At 51.0% G+C, this 25382-nt stretch carries 19 protein-coding genes and 1 tRNA gene; 11 read left to right on the top strand and 9 right to left on the bottom strand.

The window, feature by feature from the left end:
* Positions 1-103: 103 nt before the first annotated feature.
* The gene (locus ACZMIG_RS01125) at positions 104-1471 is read left to right on the top strand and encodes an alpha/beta hydrolase family protein (RefSeq protein WP_487888873.1); all 1368 of its coding nucleotides are present in this window, start codon (positions 104-106) and stop codon (positions 1469-1471) included.
* A 181-nt stretch (positions 1472-1652) separates the two neighbouring features.
* Here ACZMIG_RS01125 and ACZMIG_RS01120 read toward each other — a convergent pair.
* Positions 1653-1726: transfer RNA gene (locus tag ACZMIG_RS01120), tRNA-Pro, on the bottom strand.
* A gap of 236 nt (positions 1727-1962) precedes the next feature.
* Positions 1963-2157 (bottom strand): hypothetical protein, encoded by a 195-nt coding sequence (locus ACZMIG_RS01115; RefSeq protein WP_487888872.1) that lies wholly within the window; start codon positions 2155-2157, stop codon positions 1963-1965.
* 495 nt (positions 2158-2652) lie between these two features.
* Between ACZMIG_RS01115 and ACZMIG_RS01110 the strand changes: the two genes are divergently transcribed.
* From ACZMIG_RS01110 to tsaE, 5 genes are all read left to right on the top strand, one after another.
* Positions 2653-3912 (top strand): 3-phosphoshikimate 1-carboxyvinyltransferase, encoded by a 1260-nt coding sequence (locus ACZMIG_RS01110; protein WP_021855119.1) that lies wholly within the window; start codon positions 2653-2655, stop codon positions 3910-3912.
* Between the two features lies 1 nt (position 3913).
* The gene (locus ACZMIG_RS01105; RefSeq protein WP_487888871.1) at positions 3914-4306 is read left to right on the top strand and encodes a hypothetical protein; all 393 of its coding nucleotides are present in this window, start codon (positions 3914-3916) and stop codon (positions 4304-4306) included.
* A gap of 78 nt (positions 4307-4384) precedes the next feature.
* Positions 4385-7903, top strand: coding sequence for a type IX secretion system periplasmic lipoprotein PorW/SprE (gene porW, locus ACZMIG_RS01100; protein ID WP_302023427.1), 3519 nt, complete (start codon positions 4385-4387; stop codon positions 7901-7903).
* Positions 7904-8006: 103 nt separating this feature from the next.
* On the top strand, positions 8007-9641 hold the full coding sequence (gene porX, locus ACZMIG_RS01095) for a T9SS response regulator signal transducer PorX (protein ID WP_487888870.1): 1635 nt from the start codon (positions 8007-8009) through the stop codon (positions 9639-9641).
* Positions 9642-9719: 78 nt separating this feature from the next.
* Positions 9720-10133: a tRNA (adenosine(37)-N6)-threonylcarbamoyltransferase complex ATPase subunit type 1 TsaE gene (gene tsaE, locus ACZMIG_RS01090; RefSeq protein ID WP_021855123.1), complete on the top strand. Its 414-nt coding sequence runs from the start codon at positions 9720-9722 to the stop codon at positions 10131-10133.
* A 112-nt stretch (positions 10134-10245) separates the two neighbouring features.
* Here tsaE and ACZMIG_RS01085 read toward each other — a convergent pair whose 3' ends face one another.
* Both ACZMIG_RS01085 and ACZMIG_RS01080 read right to left on the bottom strand, forming a co-directional pair.
* Positions 10246-10839: a hypothetical protein gene (locus ACZMIG_RS01085; protein ID WP_021855124.1), complete on the bottom strand. Its 594-nt coding sequence runs from the start codon at positions 10837-10839 to the stop codon at positions 10246-10248.
* A gap of 15 nt (positions 10840-10854) precedes the next feature.
* Positions 10855-11334: an RNA polymerase sigma factor gene (locus ACZMIG_RS01080; RefSeq protein ID WP_021855125.1), complete on the bottom strand. Its 480-nt coding sequence runs from the start codon at positions 11332-11334 to the stop codon at positions 10855-10857.
* A gap of 311 nt (positions 11335-11645) precedes the next feature.
* Here ACZMIG_RS01080 and ACZMIG_RS01075 point away from each other — a divergent pair, with 311 nt between their 5' ends.
* Positions 11646-12203 (top strand): DUF4251 domain-containing protein, encoded by a 558-nt coding sequence (locus ACZMIG_RS01075; protein WP_021855126.1) that lies wholly within the window; start codon positions 11646-11648, stop codon positions 12201-12203.
* A 26-nt stretch (positions 12204-12229) separates the two neighbouring features.
* Here ACZMIG_RS01075 and ACZMIG_RS01070 read toward each other — a convergent pair whose 3' ends face one another.
* The 4 genes from ACZMIG_RS01070 to dnaE form a co-directional block, all read right to left on the bottom strand.
* Positions 12230-13006: a class I SAM-dependent methyltransferase gene (locus ACZMIG_RS01070; RefSeq protein ID WP_487888869.1), complete on the bottom strand. Its 777-nt coding sequence runs from the start codon at positions 13004-13006 to the stop codon at positions 12230-12232.
* Between the two features lie 908 nt (positions 13007-13914).
* The gene (locus tag ACZMIG_RS01065) at positions 13915-15579 is read right to left on the bottom strand and encodes a sigma-70 family RNA polymerase sigma factor (protein ID WP_487888868.1); all 1665 of its coding nucleotides are present in this window, start codon (positions 15577-15579) and stop codon (positions 13915-13917) included.
* 221 nt (positions 15580-15800) lie between these two features.
* Positions 15801-16112, bottom strand: coding sequence for a thioredoxin (gene trxA, locus ACZMIG_RS01060; protein WP_021855129.1), 312 nt, complete (start codon positions 16110-16112; stop codon positions 15801-15803).
* Between the two features lie 134 nt (positions 16113-16246).
* Entirely contained in the window at positions 16247-19954 is a 3708-nt protein-coding gene (dnaE, locus tag ACZMIG_RS01055) for a DNA polymerase III subunit alpha (protein WP_487888867.1), read from the bottom strand.
* 905 nt (positions 19955-20859) lie between these two features.
* Here dnaE and ACZMIG_RS01050 point away from each other — a divergent pair.
* The 4 genes from ACZMIG_RS01050 (at position 20860) to ACZMIG_RS01035 (ending at position 24259) form a co-directional block, all read left to right on the top strand.
* On the top strand, positions 20860-21549 hold the full coding sequence (locus ACZMIG_RS01050; RefSeq protein WP_021855133.1) for a phosphatidylserine decarboxylase family protein: 690 nt from the start codon (positions 20860-20862) through the stop codon (positions 21547-21549).
* A gap of 57 nt (positions 21550-21606) precedes the next feature.
* Positions 21607-22317, top strand: a complete 711-nt coding sequence (pssA, locus tag ACZMIG_RS01045; RefSeq protein ID WP_487888866.1) for a CDP-diacylglycerol--serine O-phosphatidyltransferase — start codon at positions 21607-21609, stop codon at positions 22315-22317.
* Positions 22317-22619, top strand: a complete 303-nt coding sequence (locus ACZMIG_RS01040; protein ID WP_302352161.1) for a DUF4834 family protein — start codon at positions 22317-22319, stop codon at positions 22617-22619. The genes pssA and ACZMIG_RS01040 overlap by 1 nt, the downstream gene beginning before the upstream one ends.
* Positions 22620-22684: 65 nt before the next feature.
* Positions 22685-24259 (top strand): glycoside hydrolase family 28 protein, encoded by a 1575-nt coding sequence (locus ACZMIG_RS01035; protein WP_053397375.1) that lies wholly within the window; start codon positions 22685-22687, stop codon positions 24257-24259.
* 209 nt (positions 24260-24468) lie between these two features.
* Here the strand turns inward: ACZMIG_RS01035 and pyrH are convergent, their stop codons facing one another.
* A complete protein-coding gene (gene pyrH, locus ACZMIG_RS01030) occupies positions 24469-25179 on the bottom strand; it encodes a UMP kinase (protein WP_021855137.1) in 711 nt (236 codons plus the stop codon).
* Between the last annotated feature and the right edge of the window lie 203 nt (positions 25180-25382).

The following is a 25382-nucleotide window of genomic DNA, read 5'->3' as shown; positions in this document are numbered from 1 at the left end:
GCGAAGCCCGTTGCGCCTGACATTGCACAACGAAGGCATCCATGCACCGTGAACGGACGGAAAAACACATAACGAAAAATCTTATAATCAACAAATTACAGAAATGATGAAGACCATATTTACCCTTATCGTCGCGCTGCTGACAACGCTGAGCGCCGCAGCACAGAAACTTGACGGCAGCTGGACCGGCAAGCTGAACGTGGGACAGGCCACGCTGAACATCGTGTTCAACATAGAAAAAGACAAGGACAACAAGCTGTCGTGCACGATGGACAGTCCTGACCAGAACGTGAAAGGCATACCGGCCGAAATAGCCGTAAGCGAAGGAGCAAAGGTGAATATAAGCATACCGGCAATAATGGCCGCCTTTGAAGGCGAAGAGAAAGACGGTATGCTGAAAGGCACGTTCAGCCAGAGCGGCATGTCGTTTCCGCTGGAAATGAAGCAAGGAAAGGTGGAGCGCAACAGGCCGCAGACGCCAAAGGAGCCTTATCCGTATAAGACTGAGGAAGTGACATTCAGCAACACGGAAGACAACACCACGCTCAGCGGCACGCTGACCTACCCCACGGGTTACGAGAAGATGAAGAAAGGCACGGTGCCTGTTGTGGTAATGGTTACCGGAAGCGGACTGCAAGACCGCAATGAGGAAATATTTGAGCACAAGCCATTCCTCGTCATAGCCGACTTTCTGGCACGCAACGGCATAGCATCGCTGCGATATGACGACCGCGGCATGGGCAAGTCGAAGGGCGACGCGGCTAACGCAACAACCGAAAACTTCATGAAAGACGCACTGGCAGCCATCGAATATGTACGCGGAACAAAGAATTTCGGCAAGACGGGAGTGCTCGGCCACAGCGAAGGAGGCTGCATAGCCTTCATGGCAGCTGCCGAAGGCAAGGCCGACTTCATAGTGAGCATGGCCGGAACGGGCGTAAGGGGCGACAGCATACTGATGGAACAGAATCTCGTGCTGCTGAAGATGAGCGGATATACCGACAAAATGTGCAGCGACTATGCAAAGGCACTGAGAGGCGTATACGACTTCATCATCAGCAAAAAGACAACAGGCGACGCCAAGGCTACGGTGGACGAGATTGTCGGCAAGGCAGGAATAAGTATGCCCGAACCTGCCAAAGACAACATGGCAAAGATTATAGAAATGAATAATCCGTGGCTTAACTACTTCATAGCCTTCGACCCTCGCCCGTCGATAGCCAAGGCGAAATGCCCCGTGATGGCCGTCAACGGCAACAGCGACACGCAGGTTATTGCATCGACAAACATCGGGAGCATAGAGAAACTGCTGCCGAAGAACAAGAAGAACATGGTGAAGACATACAACGGACTCAATCATCTGTTTCAGCACTGCACGACGGGAAGCGTGAACGAATATGCAAACATAGAAGAAACCATATCGCCCGAGGTGCTCAATGACATTGCGACATGGATTAATTCGGTGAAATAACACGGAATCATAAATAAGTTTCAAAAGAGCGACAGCCTTATCGGCATGTCGCTCTTTTGCGTTTCTTCCGGCGTACCGGACGGCAAAGGCGCATGCCCGCATGCCGCTCCGGCCATGCATTGCCGCATAAAACAAATTTGGGCTAACATGCTGCCTTGACAACATATTAGCCCAATTTATGTCGGGATGACTGGACTCGAACCAGCGACCTCACGCCCCCCAGACGCGTGCGCTAACCAACTGCGCTACATCCCGTCCTTATTTGCGGGTGCAAAAGTACACACTTATTATGACATCTGCAAACTTTTAGGCGTTTTTTTGCACCTTCAACGCAAATATTTATTAAATACACACATTTTGAAGCGCCCGAAGGCATCATCGGACAGCTGAATGCACTGGCAACATACACTAACAAGCAACATAATGAAATAATCTCAGCCAATGATAAAAGCCGATGCTTTTAAGCAACAGACGCTGTCAGGCATCAGTCACTAAGCAATATGCCAAAACAGAGACGGAAAGCCTTCAGAAGAAACAAAGTTTAACGATTGAGTCTCTTGCATTAACACACCTTCAACAGACATTCTACAAAATACATAACCGAAAACACGCCACGAAACGGCATAAAACAGCAAGAAAACATGCCATATTGCGGCAACGACCAGCCGTTTTTCATTGATTTTCATGACATAACTCAATCATCCGCACAGCAGAACACGCCCTTTTGCAGTATAAAACACGGTCTTTCAGCCTGCAAAACATGGCCTTTTGCACAACGAAAGGCCACAAAACGCAGTGGTTCAGACAGCCAATAGCCGCACAAAAGAGATAAATATCTTATTTACAGACATTTGCATAAAACACATACTTTTTACATAAAATCCGGTCAAATGGCAATCAGAAATGAAAAACCGGCATTTCATGAAGTAAAGATTTAACAATAAAGCCCGACATTTAACACAAATTCAACTTTGAATAACCCTTAACATAAACGGCACAAATACTGCTGCGAAACGGCATATAAAATAAGATTTTTTATTCCTTTTTATTTTGTATTGTGTGCAACATACATTACCTTTGCATTGATATCCTTACGTCCGTGTGGACGCAAGGGCGGACATGGCTATGCCAATTCTGCCATGACGCAACAAGAAAACAACAAATTACAGATTTTTCTGACAATGCAATATATTCTTAACGCACCTGAAACAATCAACGCCACAATAGACCTGCCGGCCTCGAAGAGCATAAGCAACCGCGCACTCATAATAAACGCGCTGGCCGGAAACGGCATAATGCCCGACAACCTGTCGGACTGTGACGACACCGAAGTTATATTAGACGCACTGCGCGACATGCCCGACACCATAGACATAAAGGCTGCCGGAACAGCCATGCGCTTCATGACGGCATATCTGGCCGTAACACCGGGCACACACCTGCTGACCGGCACGGAGCGCATGAAGCAGCGGCCGATAAAGGTGCTGGTGGAGGCGCTGAGATATCTCGGTGCCGACATCAGCTACGAAGGCAACGAGGGATATCCTCCGCTGCGCATCAATGGCAAAAAGCTTGAGGGCGGAAGCATAGAAATTCCGGGCGACGTAAGCTCTCAATATATATCGGCGCTGCTGATGGTTGCACCGGTAATGGAAAAAGGACTTGAGCTGAAGCTTACCGGCGACATTATCTCCCGTCCGTACATAGACCTTACACTGTGCACCATGATCGACTTCGGCGCAGAGGCAGAATGGCTGGGCAGCGACACGATAAAGGTGGAGCCGAAGCCCTACAGCCCACGCCCCTACTTCATAGAAAACGACTGGAGCGCAGCGTCTTACTGGTATGAGATGCTCGCCATCAACGGCAACGAGGAGTCAGAGATTAAGCTCACCGGACTTACAGACGGCTCGCGCCAAGGCGACTCTGCCGTAAAATATCTCTTCAGCATGCTCGGCATAAAGACTATTTTTGAGACACGCGAGCCCGGAGTGCCCACCACGGTTACGCTGAAACGCATAAGCATGGCTTCAGACAGGCTCGACTACGACTTCATCAACCAGCCCGACATGGTGCAGACGTTCGTTGTGTGCTGCTGCATGATGAACAGGCCGTTCTGCTTCACGGGGCTTTCGTCGCTCCGCATAAAGGAGACCGACCGCATAGAGGCGCTGAAGACAGAGATGCGCAAGCTGGGATATGTCATTGAGGAAACCAGTCCTGGCGAGCTGAGATGGGACGGCACGCGATGCGAGCCCGAACCCGGCGCAGCCATCAATACATACGAAGACCACCGCATGGCAATGGCGTTTGCGCCTGCCGCAATAAAAATCCCCGGACTTAGAATAAACGACCCGCAGGTGGTCAGCAAGTCTTACCCTAACTTCTGGCTCGACCTTACGAGGGCCGGATTCGCCATCGGCGAGGAGGCCGGAGCCTAATATGGGCCTGCTCGTTATCTGCCTGGCAGCCATGGCGCTGCTCTTCATCCTGCTCAAGGCTGTGCGCCGCTGTCTGCCAAAAGCCGAACAGCCTGAAGGCGGCACTGCATGCGCAAACGAGTCAGCGTGCGCACAGGCAGGTGCGTCGTGCATGCACGACTGCGTGATGGAGCAGGCCGTGAAGGAAATAGAATATTTCGACGACGAAGAACTCGACGCCTACAAGGGCAGGAAGTCAGACTCCTACACCGACGAAGAGGCGGCACAGTTTGCCGAAGTGCTCTACACCATGCGCCCCTCCGAGGTAAAAGACTGGACGGCAAGTCTCACCCTGAGAGGCATCAGCATGCCCGACCAGATAAAAGATGAGGCAATAATGCTGATGGAGGGCTGACTCTTTTGCCGCGGCAGACAATAAAATCGCTCCCGATAAGTTATATAAACATGGCATGCTCACTTGTGCCGCCACGTTATGAAGACAATTAAGACAAGACATATAATCCCCTTAGCCGCCTTGATAGCACTGCTCATTACGGCCGGATGCTCTACGGAGAAGAACACTGCGCAGAGCCGCTGGTGGCATTCGTTCAACGCGCGCTACAACACCTACTACAACGGCACGCTGGCATATATCGACGGCTCGCTCGAGAAAGAGAACGGCAACAAGGACAACTTCACCGAGATGATACCGCTCTACACCGTCGGCAACAAGGACAGCCGCGAGCTGGGCAAGAGCAACTTCGACCGTGCTATAGAGAAAAGCCAGAAGGCAATAAAGCTGCACAGCATAAAGAAAAGGCCTCAATGGACCAAAAGCCGCAAGAAGACGGAGAAAGACATCGAGTGGCTTAACCGCAAGGAGTATAACCCCTTCTTGTGGAAGGCGTGGATGCTGATGGGACGCTCTCAGTTTATGAAAGGCTCGTTCGACGAGGCTGCGTCTACATTTGCCTACATGAGCCGCCTCTACTCCACCCAGCCCGCCATCTACGGCCGAGCAAGGGCATGGCTCGCAAAATGCTATATCGAGGAAGGCTGGATTTATGATGCCGAAGACGTGATAACAAAAATCAAGCGCGACTCGCTCCACTGGCGCGCCGTGAAGGAATGGGACTACACCTATGCCGACTATTATATACACACCGGACGGTATGCCGAGGCAATACCCTACCTGCGCAAGGTGATAAAGCACGAGATGAGGCGCAAGCAGCGCGCCCGTCAGTGGTATCTGATGGGACAGCTCGAGGCTGAGCTTGGGCATAAGGAAAACGCCTACAAGGCTTTTAAGCGCGTGATAAGGCTCAACCCGCCTTACGAGCTTGAGTTCAACGCCCGCATCGCAATGAGCGAGGTTATGGCCGGCACACAGTCGAAAAAGATGATACGGCGCCTGAAGCGCATGGCGGCATCAGACAACAACAAAGACTATCTCGATCAGGTTTATTATGCCATCGGCAACATATACATGCTGCAGAAAGACACCGCCAACGCCATTGCCGCCTACGAGAAGGGCAACACCAAGTCGACACGCAACGGCATTGAGAAAGGCGTGCTGCTGCTTACTCTCGGCGACATTTACTGGGACAAGGAGGACTACAGCAACGCTGGCAGATGCTATGGCGAGGCAATAGGACTGCTCGACAAGGAGCGCGACGACTACGAACAGCTGTCGGAACGCTCTAAGGTGCTGGACGAACTAGTGCCATACACCGATGCCGTACACCTGCAAGACTCGCTCCAGGCTCTGGCAAAGATGCCTGAGAAAGAAAGAAACGAGGCCATCGACCGCGTGATAGAGGCTCTGAAGAAGAAAGAGAAGGAAGAACGCGACGCACAGGCTGAGCTTGACGCGCAGCAGCAGATGGCGCAGCAGGGCGGAATGGGCAACATGAACAACACCAACAACATGACCAACAACGCCACTGACAAGTCAGGCAAATGGTACTTCTATAACCCAACGGCCGTCAGCCAAGGTAAGGCTACGTTCCAGAAGATGTGGGGACGGCGTGAGAATGTGGACGACTGGCAGCGTGTCAACAAGACTGTCGTGTCGCTCGACAACAATCCTGCCGAAATGACCGACGAGATGAGAGACTCCATCGCGGCGGCAGAGGCTGCTGCCGACTCGCTCGAAAACGTGATGGACAGCGCGCAGAACAATCCGCACAAGCGCGAATATTATCTCAAGCAGATACCGTTCACGGAGGAGCAGGTGGCCGAAAGCAACAAGATCATTGAAGACGGACTATTCCATGCCGGCATAATATTCAAGGACAAGCTAGACAATCTGACGCTGAGCGAGAAGACCCTGCGGCGCCTTACCGACAGTTATCCCGACTTTGAGAACATGGACGAGGCTTTCTATCATCTCTATCTGCTCTACTCGCGACGGCAGGACAAGACGCAGGCAAACATATTCCTCGACAAGCTGAAGCGGAGCTACCCCAAGAGCCAGTGGACCATTCTGCTGTCTGACCCCTATTTTGAAGAGAACGCCAAGTTCGGCGAACATATAGAAGACTCGCTCTATGCTGCCACATACAACGCCTTCAAGGCTGGCAAATACGAGGAAGTAAGCGCCAACACGTCGCTGTCGGCAAAGCGATTCCCGCTCGGAGCCAACCGCGATAAGTTTATATTCATCGGCGGACTGAGCAAGCTCAACAGCGGCGACAGCAACGGCTGCCTCACAGACATGCAGGAGGTGGTTAGCAAGTATCCGCAGAGCGACGTAAGCCCCATGGCCGGAATGATTATCAACGGAGTGAAGGCCGGACGACAGCTGCGTGGCGGAAAGTTCGACATCGGCGACGTGTGGGAACACCGCTCGGTGGTGCTGAGCGACAGCGACTCCATCGCCGCGCGTAAGTTTATAGCCGAGCGCAACACCGACTTCACGTTCATGATGGTCTATTCGCCCGACTCGCTCAACGAGAACAAACTGCTCTTCGAGCTTGCGCGCTTCAACTTCTCCAACTTCATCGTGCGCAACTTCGATATCGTCATCGACGAACTCAACGGCATGCACCGCATGATGGTGAGCGGATTCAGAAACTACGACGAGGCTCTGCAGTATGCACGCCAGCTCTACAAAAACCAGCAGGTGATGAAGCTTGCACAGAAAGGGCGCGCCATAATCATCAGCGACAGCAACATCGAACTGCTCGGAACGCAATACAGCTACAACGACTACGACAAGTTCTACGAGCAGCACTTCGTTCCGCTGCGCATAAGCACCGTCAGACTGCTCACGGAGCCTTCTACCATAGAGTTTGAAAAGCCGGACAACGGCGAAGGCGGAGAGACCGACGGACTGTATAACGGCGGCGTAATAGAAGAAGGTCTATACATCAACGATGATCAGCCTGCAACAGGAGAGGCCGACAGCGGAATATCCATCCCCGTTGAACCTGAGAACACGCCTGCAACAGGCACTCAGGACGACAACACGATAGCTATACCTGTTGAGGAAGAAAAAGCCGGCGGCAACGCTGACGACGGCGGCATAGTGATACCAGACATGCAGCAGAACAATGCCACAAACAACGGCAATGCGCAGCAGGGCACTACCCAGACCGACAACAACAGCTTCATGATTGAGCCTGAGCCGCAGACTGATCAGCCCGCTACGCAAGACTCACAGGGATTTGAAATAAGCACAGATGTCTACGACACGAATGCCAACGGCAACGCTGCCGGAAGCCAGACACAGCAAGGCAACGCACAGACAGACGTTATGACAGACGCCGTCGAGCCGCAAAAGCAGCCCGAACAGCCGCAACAGACTAAGCAGCCTGTGCCTGCCGTTCCGCAGAAAGAGGAGCCGGCAGCCAACGATACCGACGAGCTGATATTCGACTTTGGCGACGACACCGGCACCGGAAACAGCAATGCTAACAGCAGCACTAACAACAATAACGGCAACGACAGCAACAACAAGCAGAACGGATACGACCTTGAGGACGAATATTACGACCTCGACGGCTTCTGATGCAATACCCGAACTGCCGCAACACTGCTGCGACATCTGTCATGAAAAGGACACTGCAACCGTCTGCCTGACAAGGGCAGCATAACAAAAAGAAAGGAGTAACATGAGCAACGGATTATTACTTTGGGTTGACGACGAGATAGAACTGCTACGCGCGCATATCATTTTTCTCGAGAAGAAAGGTTACGAAGTGGTTACAGTCACCAACGGCACCGACGCCATAGACCAGTGCCGGCAGAAGACCTTCGACCTTATTCTGCTCGACGAGATGATGCCCGGCCTGAGCGGACTGGAGACCCTGCAGAGCATCAAAGAAATATCGCCCGCCACGCCGGTGGTTATGGTAACCAAGAGCGAGGAGGAAAACATCATGGACCAGGCCATAGGCTCAAAGATTGCCGACTATCTGATAAAGCCGGTCAACCCGAGCCAGATACTCCTTACGCTCAAAAAGAACATTCACCGCAAGGAGATTGTAACCGAAATAACACAGAGCGGCTATCAGCAAAGCTTCCAGGACATAGCCCTGCAGATAAGCGACTGCAAGACATACAACGACTGGATGAACGTCTATAAGCGCCTTGTCCACTGGGAACTGGAGCTCAGCAGCACCGACAGCAGCATGACCGAAATGCTTAACATGCAGAAGGAAGAGGCCAACAACGGCTTCGCAAAATATATAAAGGCAAACTATATGGACTGGGTTGCGCCACAACAGACAGGCGCATCTTCAGCAAGCCGCGGCACGCTAAGGCTAAGCCAGATGAGGCAGGCGCCAAAGAACACTCAGGCCGACAACGAAGACAGACCGCTGATGAGCATGGACATATTTAAGAAAAAGATATTCCCCATGCTCGACAACGGCGAGAAGGTGTTCATGATTGTCATCGACAACTTCCGCCTCGACCAGTGGCGCATGCTCTCGCAGGAGATAGGCGACATGTTCGACATAGACGAACAGACCTACATGAGCATTCTGCCAACCGCGACACAATATGCCCGCAACGCGATATTCAGCGGACTGATGCCCGTGCAGATAGCGCAGATGTTTCCCGAGCTGTGGGTTGACGAAGACGAGGAAGAAGGCAAGAACCTCAACGAAGAGCCGCTGATAAGAACACAGATAGAAAGGTTCCGCCGCCGCGACACGTTCTCTTACCATAAGATTAACGACTCGGCTGGCGCCGACAAGTTTCTACAGAAGTTCAACCAGCTTGAGGCCAACGACCTCAACGTGGTGGTAATCAACTTCATCGACATGCTGAGCCATGCCCGCACAGAGTCGAAAATGGTGCGCGAGCTTGCCAACGACGAGTCGGCCTACCGCAGCATAACGCTAAGCTGGTTTCGCCATTCGGTATTGGCAGACCTGTTCAAGTTGCTGTCGCAGAGCAACTATACCGTAGTGATAACCACCGACCACGGCAGCATAAGGGCATCTAAGCCGGTGAAAATCATAGGCGACCGCAACACAAACACCAACCTGAGATACAAGTTGGGCAAGAATCTCAACTACAACGCAAAGGAAGTGTTCGTGATAAAGGAGCCGCACAAGGCACAGCTGCCCGCCCCCAACCTTAGCACATCATACGTGTTTGCCACGGGCAACTCGTTCTTTGCCTACCCCAACAACTACAACTACTACGTGTCTTACTATAAAGACACGTTCCAGCATGGCGGCATCTCCCTCGAAGAGATGATTGTGCCACTGATAACCCTGAAGGCGCGCAAGCGCTAAACCAGGCAACCGGACAGGAAGGCAAGCAAGGGAACAAGGTGAAAAGACAATATAACGAAACGTAAAAACACCAACAATATGGAGATAAGAATTGAAAACATTGAAAACATCAAGCATGCGGCAAAACAGTTTGTCGACAACATGGGACGCAGCAACGTTTTTGCCTTCTACGGCAAGATGGGCGCCGGCAAGACAACATTCATCAAGGCCGTATGCGAGTGTATGGGGGTTGAAGACGTCATAACGTCGCCCACCTTCGCCATCGTCAACGAATACACGTCAGAGACAACCGGCGACACAATCTATCACTTCGACTTCTACCGAATAAAGAAAATTGAAGAGGTGTATGACATGGGATATGAAGAATACTTCTACAACAACAGCATCTGCTTCATAGAATGGCCCGAACTGATAGAAGATCTGCTGCCCGAAAACGCCACAAAGGTAACTATCGAGGAACAGGAAGACGGAAGCCGCGTGGTTAAGTTCTGAAAAAACAACCAGAATAAAGCATTTCGCAACATAACGAAATCCGGTGAAAGGCAAACATCATTAATGCCTTTCACCGGATTCTGTTATATTATCAACCACACAAAAATATTTTCTATAAATCCTTCATCTCCTTAATCTGCCGTATCACGATGTCGTTAGCCTGCTGCATCTTGCGGAGCATCATCAGTCCGAGGATTATTCCTACGACAAAGCCTACACACAGACCTACAATCATGCTCCGCGGACTGCCGCCCCTTGCTGTCTCTAAACTAATCATCTCATAGCCGTACCATGCAGCCCATGCCAAACCAAGCGGAAGGTTAATCATCATCAGACGCACACGCTGACGCTTCATCCTTACCAGCTTTTCGCCTGTTTTCAGCAAGTCGCCCTCAAGCAGTTCGCTCTCCTTTATCCTGTTGATATAGGCAGAGGACACCAGACACCAGCTAAACAGCACAACGCTCACCACAAAGAACAGCAGCGACAAGCCAAACAGTTCCATGAAAGCATACATAGCAGCAATGCACACTATCACCATAACCACATCCAAAACCACCATACGCCTTACCAGCGACATGCGGTCGTTCATCGCCCGCCTCATCAGGCGCTCGTTAAGCATGGTCTGCCCTTCTATCTTGTTTTTCAGGATGGCCATCTGCGCCTTCATTTCCTCAAGTCCGTTGTTGTCTATAATATTCTCCATAACAGAATCCTTTCTTTAATCGTTTGACATTTTTTTGAGCAACTCTCTTATCCTTACGAGCTTAACCGAAACATTCTTTGCCGATATACCCATCACCGCCCCAATCTCGTCGTAGCTCAGGTTTTCGAGCCAAAGCAGCACCAGAGCCTTGTCGAAAGGTCCGAGGCGGTTGATTCTTTTATACAGCAACTGCACCTGGCGCGTGTCGGCATCGTTGTCTTCAAACAGGTTGATGCTCATCGACAGCGGCACGGTCTTGTGCCTTTTCTTCTTACGGTCGACCGAAATACACGTGTTAAGGCTCACGCGATAGATCCATGTCCTTATGTCGCTCTTGCCCTCAAAAGCCGCAAAACCCTTCCATAGGTTGATGAGCACCTCCTGAAACAGGTCGCTCACCTCGTCGGCATCCTTCGAGAACATATAGCACACTGTGTATATCGTGCTGCGGTTTTCCCGCACAATCTGCGCAAATTGTTTCTCCGTTGTTTCCATTATCTTATCCGAATAATTAAGTTACTTTTAACCGTTAGACGCAGCTACGGCCAAAAAACTACACAAAACTAACATTTTATTCTGAAATAATTCTGTATATTTGGAAAACAATAAAAGCTACAGCCTGCATTTACGGCATGGAAACAGAAAGAAATACTGACTGTGACACAAAGAAACGACGGTAACAGACAAACATACAGCCGGATAATATCCGTTCGTCATTATTAGCTATTTTTCACCTGCCGCAATGCACGTTTTCGTGGTTTTACGGATTATTATAATAAAAGACAAACTAAAAAAACTTATACGTCATGAGAACAATAATAACATTCATAATGTTCGTGGCAGCAGCGTATGCAGCCATGGCACAAAACGGGACACAGGACAGGAAGCTCAGCAAGAAGGAGAGAAAACTGATGGAGGCACGCATAGACAGCGCCCTGAACGCCGAAGCCGTGCAGGCAATAAACGACACAGCGTTTACGATAGAGGCCGACAAAGTGGAGTTTAAGCGCGGATATACGGCACACGTAACCGCAAGCACCAACTTTGTGGCAGTCAGTGGCAGCAATGCCATCGTGCAGGTGGCGTTCAACGTGCCGGTGTCGGGCTTCAACGGCCTGGGCGGAATAACGCTCGAGGGCATCGTTACGGGCTATAAGGTAAGCTCCGACAAGAAGGGCAACACCTACGTAAGGCTGAACGTATCGGGCAAAGGCATATCGGCGCAGCTGTTCATTTCGCTATGGAAGGATGCCAACAAGGCTACCGTCAGCATACAGCCCAACTTCAACTCTAACAAACTGACGCTGAGCGGAATGTTGTGGAAGCCTGAGCGGAGCAATATCTTTAAGGGCACCACGTTCTGAACCTGCCCCTAACGCCGGAAGCGGCGTCAGCTGCGGCGCAGCACATAGAAGCACGACGAGGAAAGAAAGTTTCTGACATACGGCAGCATGCGCAGCAGCGAGGGCAGCACCAGCGGCCTGAGGCCAAACTTGGTTTCATAGTGAGGATTTATCATCCACAGCCGCATGTCGGCCACGGCATACCCCGCCCGCGCCGCAATACGGCTGAAAGTCTCTACCGTGCAGTGCGTCTGCCTTATTGACATCAGTTCGCCTACGGTGAAGTCGTCTTCGCCAAAGAACCTGAGCACTTGCCCATAAACGGCACGAGGCAGGAGATGGACAAACGGCATGCGCGACAGCAACCGGCTGCGGGCTATCTGCTGATGGCCGCCAAAAGGCATCTGCCACGGCGGAAAGGCTACAAACACTACACCATGCGGAGCCAGCATGCAGCTGAGCTTTGACAGCAGTGCGGCCTTGTCGGGCACATGCTCCACCACGTCGTGCATTATGATAAGGTCGAAGCTGCGGCCACGGCAGTCGTAGTCAAGTATGTCGCAGCACACCAGCTCAGCCGCGGCACCTTCTTCCCTGAAGTAAGTCTGCGCCTGTCTGATTCTCAGTTCCGACATATCCACACCCGTAACACGGCACGCCCTGCGCGCAAACGGCAGCAGATTGCCTCCCTCGCCGCATCCCACCTCAAGCACTCTAACCCCACTCGTAGCTATAAAACGGCTGAGATATGGTATAAAATATTTTTCTGTCGTTGCCGCCTCTTCCATGAAGTAGCGGCGCCTGTCCAAATGTCTTGCCTGCATATTTTCTGTCTTTTTGTTCTAATCATAATGAGTGCTGCCGGCAGAAAATACTGCACGCATTTCCCGATTTTATAAAGACAAACGGCAATCAGGCCGAATCATAATAACAAGTTTGGATTTAAAAGCACTGCAAAAGACGGCCTTTCGCAATGCAAAAGGGCACCTTTCAGGCTCCAATATGCGGCAAACGACAATGCGAAAGGTATGCTTTTACATTAAAAGAGCACACCTGAATATACCGTCTACATCGCCCACCGCATAACGGAAAAAGTTTTTAATAAAAACTCGTCACTCGTCACAATGTCGCATAAACCCATGAAAATCAAGGCTTTACGGTGTGACGAGTTGAGATTTCAACTCGTCACATGGGGCTTTTTGGGGGTATTTTTTAGGAGTTAAAGTCATTAGCTTTGTTGGTTGTAAACGTAGGGACGTACCCCAGGTGCGTCCACAGCCCGATTACATGTAAATTTTATAGCCGGCAATATCATTTTGATGAATAATGTGGATTCATCGCTGTCCCAAGGATTCATTTAAGTTTTAATGTAACTATCTATATAACAGATGATTATGTTTTGTTGTGTCGTGCGGAGGATTTTTATGTAATGCGTGAGTTGGACACACCTGGGGTGTGTCCCTACAGGACTGTATATGATGTAAACTTGGGTATTTAAATCAACAGACGGCAGTAATAAGTCTTATCAGAGGCAACTTTAATCAGGAAATTGCCTGTCTGAAGTCAACCGGAATCAGGACAACGACATATTCATATGGCTATATGTGACGGATGTGACGAGTTGAAAATTCAACTCGTCACACCATAATGCATTGTTTGTCAGCGTGTTATACCGGAATGTGATGAGTGACGAGTTTTTTAAAAAAAACTTTTTATTCAAAGCCGACAGCGCTTAGTAACTGATGCGGATACCGAAAGGCAGGGATATCTGCAGAGGCTTGCCGGTCCACTGGGTTTCTGCCTTGCTGCCGCTAGGGATATACCACGTTATACGCGGACTGAAGAACAGTTCGAGATGCGGCGCTATCTCATAAGCCATGCCGACGCCAGCACCCACAGACCACTGCAGTCCGGTGAAGCCAAGGCTAACAGACCTGCAGAACTCAGTCTTTCCGTCGATGTTGTAAAGCTTGTCTGACTTTGCACTGAACGGAACGTCAATAGCCATGCCGGCAGTCAGATAGGCAGACATACGGCCGCGCCTCATAAACGTGTAAGTGGCATTTACGGGTATGCCGACATAGAATATGCGCTGACGCTCGCTGATGTTTGTAGTGTCAGAACTGCCTGTAAGCATGTTGGTGGTGTGCCGTGTAACGCGCAGTCCCATGTCAAGGCTCCATCTGTCAGACAGACGCCGGTTGAAGTTGAGCCCCAGCTGCAGCGGCTTTTCATAGTTCTTGTGCGTAACAATCTTGCCGCTGTTCATAAGCGCTATGCGCAGAAGAACGTCGCGCTCTATCGGGTCAAGACTCTCGCCGACATCATAAGTGAGATAATGTACGAGCTGCTCCCAGGTTTCAATCTCCACCCTCGTGCCCGAGCCTACAGCATGTTCTATAACCTCGATTATGCGCGGCATTATCACGTCCGATGCCCTTTCCATCATCGAACTGAATCCGAGCAGCCAGCCGTCATTGCTCTCTGTTGTGACATTAATACATGAAGTGTCGGCTGGAGCCACATCTGCCATGACTGGCGACGGCTCAACGGCTACGGCCGATCCGCTGCCGGCAATGCGGCACAGGGCGTCAACACTTTCGGCAAGGGCATCAGCACGCAAGGTGTCGGCAGGACAAGCCAGACAAAGCCCTGCGCCAAGAGAGTCTTCGGCATGGAGACTCTGCACGACATTTCCGTCTGCCGACGGGGCGGCATGCATATCTGCCACGGGGCCTGCGCAGCTGCCACCGGCTGCATGACGGGTTGTGCCGACAGACGCCACGTCAACTCCGGTTGTCCGTCTGAACGGCTGCCGGAGCAATAACGTCACTACCGAAACGGCCACTGCGGCCAAAAGCAGAACGAGGCGGGCTCTGTAGGCCGTTATCATCTTCTGCAAACTGACACGTGCCCTGAGCAACTGTGATGACGACGTGCGCGGCCTGACGCCTAGCATACGGGCTATCTCGTCGTGCGACAGGCCTTCGAGCACCGACAGGCGGAACACGTTGCGGTAGCCCTCGGGCAGCATGTCGATCATGTGCATAAGCTCATCAAACGGAATGTCGCACCCGCCCTGCCCTTCTTCAGTCTCAACCGGCACGTCTGCCACAGCTCCGGCCACAGGCCGGTTCTTTCTGTCGTTGAGATGTTTCACGGCAAGATTGGTCATCACCCTGCTCATCCATGCTTCAAGGCGGGCAGGACTGCGCAGCGAGCCTATCGACGAGAATATTATGATAAAGCCGTCGTGGAGCAGGTCCTGGGCAGCGTCTTTATCTTTAACGATATCTGCACAAAGCCTGAACAACCTGCCGGAATAGGTCTGATACAGAAGCGCCAAGGCGCCTCTGTCACCATCCTTACATCTTCTGACAAGTTCTTCTGTTTCCATATCTACGTGCCGGGCGCCGCAGGTGCCCTTTATATATGATATAAAAAGGACTAAAATACTGCATGCCACAGTTGCTTTTTTTTCAGAAAAACACAAAATCACAAAGCGCCGCCCCCTGCCCGTGCCATGCACGCAGCCATGCTATGACATACAAAAAATGCGGAACGGCATTAATAACATTAAAGCCGCTCCGCACTTAAAAAATATCTTCAGGCGTGTTATTACAGCAGAGACTCAAACTTCTCCTGCAATTTTGCCTTTGTTGTTGCACCTACAAACTTGTCTACAACCTCACCGTTCTTGATGAACAGTATTGTAGGAATGTTGCGGATGCCAAACTCCATGGCGATGTCGTCGTTCTCCTCTACGTCGCATTTACCAACAACGATCTTGCCTTCGTACTCGTTAGCCAGCTCCTCAACGATAGGTGCGATGGCACGGCAAGGACCACACCATGTAGCCCAGAAATCAACTACTAAAGGCAGTGCGCCATTCTTCAGACTCTCAAAGTTCTCTGTTGTAATTTTTTCCATCTTTCTTTTGTAATTTATTATGTTAATAATTAGGTTTTGTCTTCTACTGTTTTGCCAACAAACATTATGCCATATTTTCTCTGACAGAGCCTTTGCGGCCAATTGTCACACATCGTGGCGGGCAATTATATTTGTCAGTTTATTTTATAGTCGAGCGCCTCGCATCCTTTAATAAAGGATATCAGTTCCTTGCTGATGTCTATCTTCTCCTTGCGGCTGCGCAGCACAAAGGGCTTGCTGTTGCTCGTCTCGCGCACCTGGAAGAACAGCTGCGTGGTGCCCGGCGCGTCTTTTATTATCGTAACAAGGTCAGACACGGTGGTGTCGTCCAGCTTGTCAGCCTCGAGCGATATGGTTATCTTCTCTATCTGTGTGTCCTTTACGGTCTGCAGATACTGTATGTCGGTTATTCGCATCTCCATCATGTCGCTGTTGCGGAAGCGCTGCACAAACTGTGCCTTGACCATGACCGTGCAGCCTTCGATAAGCATTCCGCGCCACTTGCCCCACTCCTCGCCGAACAGGGCAAGTTCGCCCGAGCCGTCGAAGTCTTCAATGGTGACAAAGCCGCAGGGCTTGCCTGTCTTGGTGTATTTGCTTCTAACGGCCGTGACTATGCCGCCCAGCACCACCTCCTGCTTCTTTGACAGCTCGATGCGGTCGTTGAGCTCCTGACACTGGGTGTTGCAAAGGTTCTTGAGGATAAACTCAAACTCGTCGAGCGGATGTGCCGAGAGGTATATGCCCACGAGGTCGCGCTCGCGGTTAAGCTTCTCTATGGCGCTCCACGACTCAGCCTGAGGTATGGCGGGCGTGGCTATCTCCACTTCTTCCATCGCTCCGAACAGAGACTGACGCGACTCGTTTTTCTCCTGCTGATACACCTGTCCGTAGCGCATAAGGGTTTCGAGGAACGTGCGGCCGTCAGGATTGCGCGCAAAGAAGCTCTCGCGCTTAATCTTGAAGCCGTCGAACGCTCCGCTGAGCACAAGGCTCTCGAGCGCCTTACTGTTAACGGCCGAGAGATTGACGCGCTGCACAAAGTCGAATATGTCTTTATACAGTCCGTTCTTCTCGCGCTCGTCGATGATGGCCTGAGCAGCGGCGTCGCCCATGCCCTTGATGGCTCCGAGGCCGAAGCGCACCTCGCCTTTCTTGTTGGCGCTGAATTTCTGGCGGCTCTCGTTAACGTCAGGACCCATGCAGGCTATGCCCATGGCCTGACATTCGTTCATCAGTTTGGTTATCTTCGTTATGTCGTTAAGGCATCGGCTCATGTTGCCTGCCATGAATTCTGCCGGATAGTGGGCCTTGAGATAGGCCGTCTGATAAGCCACCCACGAATAGCACGTGGCGTGACTCTTGTTGAAGGCGTAAGAAGCAAACTTCTCCCAGTCGGCCCATATCTTCTCGAGCACCTTCGGGTCGTGTCCGTTTTTCTTTCCGCCCTCGATAAACTTAGGCTTCATGGCGTCGACTATGTCCTTCTTCTTCTTACCCATGGCCTTACGCAGGGCGTCGCTCTCGCCTCGGGTGAAATTGGCAAGCTGACGCGACAGAAGCATGACCTGCTCCTGATACACCGTGATGCCGTAAGTGTCCTTCAGATATTTCTCCATGCAGGGAATATCATACTTTATCTCCTCCTTGCCGTTCTTTCGGGCAATGAACGAGGGGATGTAGTCCATAGGTCCGGGGCGATAGAGGGCGTTCATGGCTATGAGGTCCTCAAATACGGTAGGCTTAAGCTCGCGCAGATACTTCTGCATGCCGGCCGACTCAAACTGGAATGTGCCCACGGTGCGGCCTTCCTGATAGAGCTTATAGGTAAGCTCGTCGTCGATAGGTATGTTGTCGAGGTCTACCTCTATGCCCTGCGTGAAGCGTATGTTCTCTACAGCCTCCTTAAGTATGGACAATGTGCTGAGTCCGAGGAAGTCCATCTTTATCAGTCCGGTCTCCTCGATGACGTGTCCGTCGTATTGTGTGGCAAGGAGCTTGTGGCCCGGGTCCGACTTGTCTTCGGCCGTGCTGACGGGCACCCAGTCGCTGATGGCGTCGCGGCAGATGATGGTTCCGCAGGCGTGTATACCCGTTCCGCGCACGGTGCCCTCAAGCATCTTTGCATATTTTATCGTATTGCTGAGCTGCGGGTCGGGACTTGCCTCAGCCTCGCGCAGCTCGGGCACGCACTTAATGGCGTTGGGCAGGTTCATCTTCAGGCCGTCGGGCAGACGGTCGGGGATGGCCTTGCACAAGTGGTTAGACACGTCGAGCGGCAGCTTCTCCACACGCGCCACGTCCTTAATAGAGTTCTTTGTGGCCATGGTGCCGTAGGTGATGATGTGCGCCACCTTGTCGTGTCCGTATTTGTCTTCCACCCATTCGAGCACCTTTCCGCGTCCGTCGTCATCGAAGTCGGTATCGATATCGGGCAACGATATACGGTCGGGGTTGAGGAAACGCTCAAACAGAAGGTCGTATTTAATAGGGTCTATCTTCGTAATACCCAGACAATAGGCCACAACCGAACCGGCAGCCGAGCCACGTCCCGGGCCAACCATCACTCCGAGTTCATCGCGCGCCGAGTTGATGAAGTCCTGCACGATAAGGAAGTAGCCGGGGAAACCCATCGTCTTCATGATGTGCAGCTCAAACTTCACTCGCTCTGCCACCTCCTCGGGCAGCGGGTCGCCATACAGGCGCTTTGCTCCGTCGTAGGCAAGCTTGGCCAGATAGTCGGCCTCAAACTTTATGCGGTACAGCTTTTCGTAGCCGCCGAGGCGCTTTATCTTCTGTTCGCCTTCTTCGGGCGGCAGCGGATTTTCGCCGTTCTCGTCGGTAGTGAACTCATCGTAGAGCTGTTTCTCTGAATATTTTCGGCGCACGTCCTCCTCCGTACCAAACTCTTCAGGTATGGGGAAGAACGGCATGATAGGTGCATGGTCAATGCTGTAGGTCTCAACCTTGTCGAGTATCTCGAGCGTGTTGCTAAGTGCCTCGGGCACATCGCTGAACACGGCGTTCATCTCCTCGCGCGTCTTAAACCACTCCTGCTTTGAATAGAGCATACGGTTAGGGTCGTCGAGGTCCTTGCCCGTAGACAGACAGAGCAGATGGTCGTGAGCCTCGGCGTTCTCTTCGTCAACGAAGTGGGCGTCGTTTGTGCATACGGTCTTTATGCCATACTCCTCCGCCAGCTCCATCAGAGCCTTGTTGGCGCGCACCTGCAGCGGATAAGTCTCGCGGTTGGCGCGCTGATGCGGATTGGTGACTCTGTGGCGCTGAAGCTCGAGATAATAGTCGTCGCCGAACACGCGGTGATACCACTCTATGGCCTCGCGTGCCCCCTCCATGTCGCCCTTGAGAATCTTTGCAGGCACCTCGCCGGCTATACATGCCGAACAGACGATGAGGTCTTCGTGATACTTCTCAAGATCGGCGCGGTCGGTACGCGGACGCATGTAATAGCCGTCTACCCACGCGCGCGAAACCAACTTAATAAGGTTCTTGTATCCGTTGTAGTTTTTTGCAAGCACAATGAGGTGGTATCCGCCCATGTCGCCCTTCTCTTTCTCCTTGTCGTCCTTTGTACGGCGCGCCACATACATCTCGCAGCCGAAGATGGGCTTGAAAGGCTCCTTGCCCTCGGCCTTCAGCTTGCCGTTGACTTTCTTGCAGTAGTTGTAAAACTCCTTTATGCCGAACATGTTGCCGTGGTCGGTTATGGCCATGCCCTTCATGCCGTCGGCCACAGCCTTGTCTACAAGTTTCTGCACGCTCGACTGTCCGTCAAGAATGGAGTAATAAGTATGTACGTGTAAATGGATGAAATCTTGCATAAACTACATTTGCGCTTTTAGAGCGTCAAAGTTATTCTGAAAAACTGAAACAGCCAAAATAATAATGTGAAAATTATCTTATGCAGATTGTTTTTTATATTTATACGACATGCACGCACACGCCCTGACAACCGCACGGACACACGCACGGCAGCAGCCATGAGCGTTGACGGAGATGTTACTTTGACAGGCAAACCGGCCATTATCATTGCATTGTGTCATCATGATTATGTCTGGATTTTCAGACGAAATAGAAACGCCGTGGCGTAAAAACATGCCTGAAAGACCGTAAAGCGGCAGACAATTCATCGAAAGGCATGCTCTTACACAGCGAAAGGGCACCTTTTATAAGTTGAAAAGCCTCGTCCGGCATTATGGTTTGTAGCCGTTTTTGCCCGAATTTCATGGCATTTCAGCCGTTTTAAGGCTAAATTTTATGCACACAAACCGCCATAGCCATGCAACACTCTGACATCAACACATTTATGTTTGCACACGATTTCAGCCCATATTTCCGTCCGAATTATTTTTATTTTCAAATACTTCAGAATGAGAGCGTCAGGCAAAATCAGAATGTAAGGCGACATGGCTAATATCGCGACAATGTGAATCCGCACAGCATCACATTTCACACCGGCGACACCTGACATCAAACATAAAATGCATGACACACGAAAGCTGAAACAAGGACATGCCCCGGCCGCTTCAGCCGGACACCCGAAGAAGGAGCAAACGAGAACGAAAACCGCAACAGGACAGCGGAGCAAACAATAAAAATCGAACTATCAGCCGATTAAGCCGCAGCTGCCGGACAATGTGTATTTATTAAAGAATAATGCAAAAAATTTGCCAATTACACAAAAAAGGCGTACCTTTGCAAATAATTTTCCACTTCAAACTTTACTATGGGAAAAAGAATAAAGAAACTTAAGAATGTAAGACTTCATCGAGAGGGCACTGACACGCTGGTCTACGGACTGACTGCGTTTGTGGCCATAGCCTTGATTCTGTGGTTCTATGTCGACAACAAAATTCCGTTCTGGAGCTTTGTCGTCGTCTTCGGCGTAATCTATTCCATAGTGGTAAACTTCTTCAGATGCCCCAAGCGCTACTTCGACGGCGAGACCGAGAAGGTGGTAGTGGCTCCGGCAGACGGAAAAGTGGTGGTTATCGAGGAGGTTTTTGAAGATGAGTACTTTCACGACAAACGTCTCATGATAAGCATCTTTATGAGCTTGTTCAACGTTCACGCCAACTGGTTCCCGGTTGACGGCAAAGTGAAATTCGTTCATCATCAGAACGGCAACTACCACAAGGCATGGCTGCCAAAGGCCAGCGAGGAGAACGAGCACGCCGATGTGATGCTCGAGACTCCCGAAGGCACCGAAGTGCTGTGCCGCCAGATAGCAGGTGCGGTGGCACGACGCATCGTAACCTACGCCAAGCCTGAAGAAGACTGCTACATCGACGAGCATCTCGGATTTATCAAGTTCGGTTCGCGCGTTGACGTGTATCTGCCACTCGGAACTGAGGTTTGCGTGAAGATGGGACAGGCTACAACAGGCAACCGCACGATTATTGCACGGCTTAAATAAACATAACAGCCGCCCTTTCTGCGAATGAAAGTACACGGCCGATAACTACGCTACGTTATGGCAAACATCATAGTAAGAAATATTCCGAACACTATCACGTGCTGCAACCTTATCTCGGGCTGCATAGCTACGGCTTACGCCTTCGGCGGACAGCCCAAGATGGCGCTGACGTTCATCATCCTGGGTGCCGTGTTCGACTTCTTCGACGGCATGAGCGCACGCCTGCTAAAGGTGTCGTCTCCCATCGGAAAGGAGCTCGACTCGCTTGCCGACGACATCACGTTCGGCATGGCGCCGGCCACGATGGTGTTCTATCAGCTCGGCGTGATGGACTATCCGTCGTTTCTCGAGCCGCTGCGCCCGGTGCTGCCCTTCGTGGCTTTCGTCATGGCTGCGTTCTCGGCGCTGCGCCTTGCCAAGTTTAATCTTGACGAGCGTCAGACCACATCGTTCATAGGCATGCCCACGCCGGCCAACGCCCTGTTCTGGGGCTCGCTCATCGTGGGAGCTGCCGACGTGCTCGAGTCGTCGCCGTGGATGGTGCCGGCCGTAATATTGCTTATTTTCCTTTGCAGCTATGTGCTGGTGAGCGAGATACCGATGTTTGCCCTTAAGTTTAAGCAATGTGGATGGAAAGGCAATGAGGTTAAATACATTTTCCTTATAACCTGCGTGCCGCTGCTCATCATCTTCGGCATCTCGGCCTTCGCCATAATAATCGCATGGTATGTAATATTATCGGTTTATCTTAATTCAAAGAACAAATAATGATTGCTGCTTTATTAAACTTCTTATTCATAATACTGCTCGGAATATTCATCGTCGTAGGCGTGGTTGCCTACAAGATATACCGCACTTTCCACAGTGTGAAGAAACAGTTTAAGGGCTTCAGGGGCCAGGACAACGGCAACGGACAGGACCGGCAGCAGTACGGACAAGGCCGGCAGCAGTACCGACAGACATCAGGCGACGACGAAATAATTATCGACCGGCGCACGCCCGACGAGATGAACCGCAAGATATTCTCGAAAAACGAAGGAGAATATGTCGACTATGAAGAGGAGAAATAGCTCCTGCGGCCGTCCCGGAAATAATAAAACTACATGAATCTACTAACTTAAACCAATAAAAATAAATGAGAAAAATCTTCTTTTTGGTGTGCGCATGCCTGCTTACACTTGGTGCAAGCGCCACCGGCACAGACAAATACAGCTGTCTGTATGAGAATCTGCCCTTCAAGATGGAACAGGTTACAGCCCCCGTGTTTCCCGACAACGAGGTTAACCTGAAAGACTTCGGAGCTAAAGGCGACGGATCTTCGCTCTGTACCGATGCTTTTGCCAAGGCCATTGAGGCACTTGAGAAAAAGGGCGGCGGCAAGCTCGTTGTGCCGCAGGGTGTGTGGTTCACCGGTCCGATAACTCTCAAGAGCAACATCAACCTTCACCTCAACAAGGGTGCAGTGATATTGTTCTCGCCTGACATCGACCTCTATCCGCTTATAGATGCGTCGTTCGAAGGACTGAACACACGCCGCTGCCAGTCGCCCATATCGGGCCACAACCTTGTAAACGTGGCGATAACCGGAGCCGGAGTGATAGACGGCAACGGCGAATACTGGCGCCCGGTGAAACGCGAGAAGGTTACCGACAAGCAATGGAAAGAGTTTACTTCACGCGGCGGAGCATTCAAGAACCCTAAGTTCTGGTTCCCTTCTGAAGGTGCGCTTAAAGGCGACTCAATGAGCAACATGAACGTGCCCAAGGGTAATCTGAGCGACGCCGAATGGCATAGCATCAGACACTTCCTGCGCCCCGTGATGGTAAACCTCGTAAGTTGCAAGAACGTATGGCTCAACGGCGTAATCTTCCAGAACTCTCCTTCATGGAACATTCATCCGCTGATGTGTGAGAATGTGCTGATAGAGGATGTGCAGGTAAGAAACCCGGCATTTGCACAGAACGGCGACGGACTCGACCTTGAATCGTGCAAGAATGCGCTGGTTGTGAACTCTACATTTGACGTTGGCGACGACGGCATCTGCATCAAGAGCGGTAAGGACGCCGACGGACGCAAGCGCGGAATACCCTGCGAGAACGTGCTGATTAACGGATGTACCGTGTTCAAGGGCCATGGCGGCTTTGTTGTAGGCAGCGAGATGAGCGGCGGCGTGAAGAACATTTATGTTTCCGACTGCCAGTTCCTCGGCACTGACGTGGGTCTGCGCTTCAAGAGCACACGCGGACGCGGCGGCGTGGTTGAGAACATCTACATCAACAACATCTCAATGTTCGACATTCAGACCGACGCAATAACCTTCGACCTCTACTACGGAGGCAAGTCGGCCGTAGAGGCTCTTGCCGACGGCGACGAGGCAAAGCAGCAGAACGTGAAGAAGATAAAGGTAGACGAGACAACACCTTGCTTCCGCGACATCAACATCAACCATGTAATATGCCGCACAGCACGCCGTGCAGCCTACTTCAACGGACTACCCGAGATGCCGGTGAAGAACATAACGATAACCGACCTCGAGGTAAACAACGCCAAAGAGGGTATCGTAATCAACAACACTGACGGCGTTAAGCTGCAGGACATCAACGTCAAGTCGAAGGGAAAGACCTTCAGCGCACGTAACTCTGCAAACGTAACAGTGAACGGAAAAGAATATAAGAAGATTGACAACAAGGGCATTACTCTCGACATGTAAGCCATTTAAGACATAAAAAAAAGAAAAAGCCGTTGCCTCAAGCACAGACATTTATGCGCAAAGAGGCAACGGCTTCTTTTTTATATTAATGAAGATACATCCTCGATTTCAACGGATGTGCCCGCCTACGATAGTGCTGCCTGCCGTTCAAGCATAAAAAAGATGCAAATAAGACAGCAGCGTAAGCGGCTTGTGCATTTATAATGCTATCAGTTGTGAACCAGCGTACCAATCTCCTCGCCGTCCATAACCTTCTTCAGGTTGCCCACAACGTCCATGTTGAACACATAGATAGGCAGGTTGTTTTCCTTGCACATTGTTGTGGCTGTAAGGTCCATCACCTTCAGTCCGCGTGTATAAATCTCGTCATAAGTGATGTCCTTAAACTTCACTGCAGTAGGATCCTTCTCCGGGTCAGCAGTGTAGATGCCGTCAACGCGTGTGCCCTTGAGCATAACGTCGGCCTCAATCTCAATACCGCGGAGCGACGAGCCTGTGTCTGTTGTAAAGTAAGGAGAACCTGTTCCGGCAGAGAATATGCACACATAGCCTGCCTCCATAGCCTCAATGGCCTTCCACTTGCTGTAGAACTCACCTATCGGCTCCATGCGTATAGCCGTCATCACCTTTGTCTTTACGCCTACAGCACCGAGAGCAGAGCTGAGTGCGAGCGAGTTGATAACCGTTGCGCACATACCCATCTGGTCGCCCTTAACGCGGTCGAAGCCCTTGCCGGCACCGCTGAGTCCGCGGAAGATGTTGCCGCCTCCGATAACGATACCAATCTGCACGCCCATCTCGTGCACTTCCTTTATCTGGCGCGCATAGTCGCCGAGACGCTCCGGGTCGATGCCGAAGTTCTGTTTTCCCATCAGGCTTTCGCCACTAAGTTTCAATAAAATTCTTTTGTACTTTGCCATAATTATTTAGTCATTAATTATTTATCGTTTAGGAGTTAAAGGAGTTAGAAGTAGTTAAAGGAGTTAAAGTCATATGCTTTGTTGCTGTATGTGCTTTGTGACAATATCTTTATTCTGTGCAGTCAGCAATATTTGTATAATTAAAAATTGATGCTGCGTTAAAAATAATATTTACTGTCTTACCAGTAATGTTTTTATCTACA

It is taken from the genome of Xylanibacter sp. (assembly GCF_057607445.1).
Note: the sequence above shows the minus strand (reverse complement) of the source record. Positions and strands in the feature narration are given on the sequence as shown.